Annotated in this window: 5 protein-coding genes; 3 read left to right on the forward strand and 2 right to left on the reverse strand. The window is 47.0% G+C overall.

What is annotated here, in order from left to right:
• Positions 1 to 338 (forward strand): uroporphyrinogen-III synthase (locus AB4Z17_RS32705; RefSeq protein ID WP_441964530.1); only part of this gene is annotated, 338 nt, incomplete at its 5' end.
• A 54-nt stretch (positions 339 to 392) separates the two neighbouring features.
• On the opposite strand, the gene AB4Z17_RS32710 is transcribed toward AB4Z17_RS32705, so the two are convergent.
• Positions 393 to 1,283 carry a helix-turn-helix domain-containing protein gene (locus tag AB4Z17_RS32710; RefSeq protein ID WP_441964532.1) on the reverse strand — a complete coding sequence of 297 codons (891 nt, stop codon included), beginning with the start codon at positions 1,281 to 1,283 and terminating at the stop codon, positions 393 to 395.
• 162 nt (positions 1,284 to 1,445) lie between these two features.
• Between AB4Z17_RS32710 and AB4Z17_RS32715 the strand changes: the two genes are divergently transcribed.
• Together AB4Z17_RS32715 and AB4Z17_RS32720 are read left to right on the forward strand one after the other, a co-directional pair.
• A complete protein-coding gene (locus AB4Z17_RS32715) occupies positions 1,446 to 2,477 on the forward strand; it encodes an alcohol dehydrogenase catalytic domain-containing protein (RefSeq protein ID WP_441964534.1) in 1,032 nt (343 codons plus the stop codon).
• The gene (locus AB4Z17_RS32720) at positions 2,474 to 3,457 is read left to right on the forward strand and encodes a Gfo/Idh/MocA family protein (protein ID WP_441964536.1); all 984 of its coding nucleotides are present in this window, start codon (positions 2,474 to 2,476) and stop codon (positions 3,455 to 3,457) included. Before AB4Z17_RS32715 ends, AB4Z17_RS32720 begins: the two co-directional genes overlap by 4 nt.
• 102 nt (positions 3,458 to 3,559) lie before the next feature.
• Here AB4Z17_RS32720 and AB4Z17_RS32725 read toward each other — a convergent pair.
• Positions 3,560 to 3,771, reverse strand: a 212-nt coding sequence (locus tag AB4Z17_RS32725) for an FCD domain-containing protein (protein WP_441964538.1), incomplete at its 5' end; no start/stop codon positions are given.

Below are 3,771 nucleotides of genomic sequence, written 5' to 3' on the forward strand. Positions count from 1 at the left end.
TAGAAGCGGTGCTGCCCTATAAGCATGTTCCGCCGGATGCTGCTACAGTCGAGCTGCTGCTCAGCGAGCTTTCTGCCGGCACAGTCGATACGGTCTGCTTCACGACTGCGGTGCAGGTGCACTATTTGTTCAAGCATGCAATTGAATCGGGCCGCAAGGAGCTTTTGCTGAACATCTTTAATCAGCACATCGTGGCTGCCGCAGTCGGAAAAGTAACGGCTGCAGCTTTGAAGGAGTACGGCGTGGAAAGAATCATCGTTCCAGAGCTGGAGCGAATGGGCGCATTGGTCATCGAAATTGGACGTTATTATGAGCGTACTAAAGGCAAGGAAGTATAAATATTATGAAGAGGCAGTCTTAGACACGTAATCGTGTTTTAGACTGCCTTTATTTTATAAAAAGGGTTTTTCTTGCGCATTTCTGAAATGCCTTGGTGATAGGCCATAACTTTTCTTGAACGCTTTCGAGAAATGCGAGGCGTTGGCGAATCCGCAATACTCCGCAATTAAATCGAGCTTAAGTCCAGTTGTGGCTAACAGCTCGCTTGCTTTCTCCAAACGTAAATGAACGAGAAACTGATGGGGCGTTGCTCCAAAATAGTGATGAAAAATAACGTTGAAATGGGATTCGGAATATCCCGCATGCTTAGCCATCGACTCCACCGTGATTGTTCCAGATAGGTGAAAGGAAATAAAAGCTTTCATCTTCGTTACGAACTGCTGATCCTCGAATGCCAAAGAGCCTGTCGTCTCAAAGTCGCCGATTAATAGAAGGAGCAGCTCCATAGCCAGCTTTTGGGCATGAAGCACGTTTTGTATGTCGTTGTGGCTAAAATGCTCAATCATTTGGTTCAGCAGCTTTTTGAACGATTCCGGATGTCGCGGCTTCAGCTTGACGGGCAGCTGCAGGTTCGGAAATTCGTTTAACTGCGGCTGCTTCAAATCCGAATACGGATCCAAGTTCGTCTGACCAGGCGTCGTTACAAAGCTTCTTTCTCGGTTCGGATTATAAAAGAAATCAAGATGAGTGTTTGGTACTACGCAGCTCCCATATCCTCTTGTTGTGAAGAGCGTTCCAGGCTGAATAAGTGCAAAGTCGCCAGGTAGCAGCTCATATTCAACCCCCTCAACCGTAAGCAAATAACGGCCTTCTTCCATATATAAAAACAAATAATCGAGCAGACGCCGTTCACCTTGAAAAAATGACGTCTCTTTAAAGCGATAGCAAAGTCGTATAAACGGCAGCACGGGATGGTCATTCCAGTTATGCATCTGCGTATTCATTCCTAATTGCCTCCATTTCATATGATTAGTGCGATCATTATCATTGTTTTTGACAAGTTATTTCGATGTTTTTTACATGATTACCTTTATTATTAGCTTTATTATAGAGGTAAGCAATAGAAACTATCGAGGATAATGACATGAAAATGGAGGGGTATACGAATGAGCTTTATGATACCTGACGTGATGACTGCACCAAGATTTTTGGGAAATGGAAAAATTGACTATATCGAGAAACCGGTGCCTGCCCCTGGACCAGGTCAGCTGCTGCTCCAAGTCAAAGCAAACGCTTTATGCGGATCAGAGCGTGGACAGTTCTACAGCGGTTCCGAAGCGACGCCTGGTCATGAGGCGGCAGGCATCGTTGTCGCAGCAGGCACAAATACCAAAACAGATGTAGGTACACATGGCGTTGTTTTTTTAATGGATTTTTGCGGGCAATGCCGCAGCTGCAAGCGAGGGTATACGAACCAATGCTTAAGCAAGCGTGCAGATTATGGCTTCTCTCATGATGGCGGTTACGGCCCTTATATGGTCGTGAACGAAAATGTGTTTTTTGCTGTGGATGCTGCCATTCCGCTCGCAGAAGCAACGATATTGCTTGATATCATGGGGACAGGCGGTCATGCCATTCGCAGAGCGCAGCTTGTGCATGGCGATATCGAATCCATCCTTATTGCCGGTGCAGGTCCGATTGGACTTGCGGTGCTGGCGATGGCGAAGTTGCTGCTCGGCAAAGAGCTGCCTGTATTCATTATGGATTTTACACCTTACCGTTTAGAACTCGCACAGAAAATGGGTGCTATTCCGATCCATTTGGGGGAAACAACACTTGAAGCGGGATTGGCAGCCGCAGGCTTTGACCGTATAGATGCAGCATTCGATACGAGTGGTAGAACAACAGCTCGCGAAGCAGCTTTGCATGCACTGAATCATCGCGGTGTACTCGTATGCATTGGTCATGGCGAGCAGCTAAATTTTCAAGTATCCTCCGATTTGATAGCAACAGAGAGAGCCGTGCTTGGCAGTGAGTATTTTCCGTTTAGCGAGCTAGAGGCTAATCATCGTTTGATGGGTGAACACCTGCCATACTTAAGTCAAATCATCACGCACCGATTTGGACCACAATCGATGCAAGAAGCATTTGAGTTGTTTTTCAAAGGGGATACGGGAAAGGTGGTCATTGAGCAATGAGCAGTGAGGGGCGAGTGAAGGTTGCCTTAATCGGGGCTGGCGGCTGGGGATACCACCATGCTCGTATTTTTAATGCGCGTAAGGAGGTTGATTTTTGTGCCGTTGTTGGACGAGATGCTGACCGAACAAGGGCAAGAGCAGATGAGTTTGGGACAAATGCTTATACGAGCATCGCGGAGATGCTGGAGACGGAACGGCCTGACCTCGTCAGCTTATGCTTGCCTAATCAAGGGCATTTTGATGCGACCTTGCAGGTTATTCAAGCAGGTGTTCCATTATTGGTGGAAAAACCGCTCGTATTTGATCTAGAGGAAGCTGATTTATTGCTTGCTGAAGCAGCGAAGCGGGAGCTGTTTTTTGCGATTAATTTTAATCACCGCTATGCGACAGCTGTTCAGAAGGCTAAAGAAGCGATGGATGCGGGACGGTTAGGAGAGCTTATATTCGCTTCTTGGCGATTTGGCGGTGAAGGAACAAGTGATCATCCGCACGGCAACTTAATCGAAACCCAGTGCCACGGATTTGATATGCTTGAGCATTTATGCGGCCCGATTGCATCGGTGATGGCACAAATGACAGATAAAACCGGAAACGGCTTCTCTACCATGGCATTAGCACTGCAATTTCAATCCGGCGCAGTAGGAACGCTGCTCGGATCTTATGACTCCTCGTATGCATACGCACAGACTCATGCGATGGAGCTTAATGGCTTAAAGGGCAGAGTGACCATTGAAGATACAGTGAAGAAATTTACGTTTCAACGCTCGGGCAGCGAAACAGCTGAAGTATGGCAAGCGGGTTACTTCAATGATAACGAGCGAGAATTCCATCTTACGTTCGACAAGCATTTTGACCATTTGCTCGGTGCATTTCGTGCGGGTGAAGCACCGCCTATTCACGCTGCGGCGGGGCGCAGAGCGCTACAGCTAGCCCATGCAGCGATTGAATCATTCCAGATTGGGCAACGGATTCAGACGTAGAGCACGCTATGGAAGGATCGGTTTAACTAAAAAAAGTGATTAAGCGACTTACTGGTCGGCTTAATCACTTTTTTGGTTATAGTCAGATGTGGTACGGATCGCTCAAAGAATTTTGTCCAGATGCTCAAGAGGCCTATTTAAATTAAGCTTCATCAAACGTGAGGCTTCTTCGCCATTACGTGCTTCTAGCGCTTGGATGATGTACTCATGATCCGCTGCAGCCGTATGGGTCTCCCAGCTCGGCCGTTTGAAGAAAATATATTTGTATCTTCTTATATGTAATTGAAGCGAGGAGCAGAAGGTGAGTATATGCT

Source organism: Paenibacillus sp. TAF43_2 (assembly GCF_052113545.1).
In the GTDB taxonomy this organism is placed as follows: Bacteria; Bacillota; Bacilli; order Paenibacillales; family Paenibacillaceae; genus Pristimantibacillus.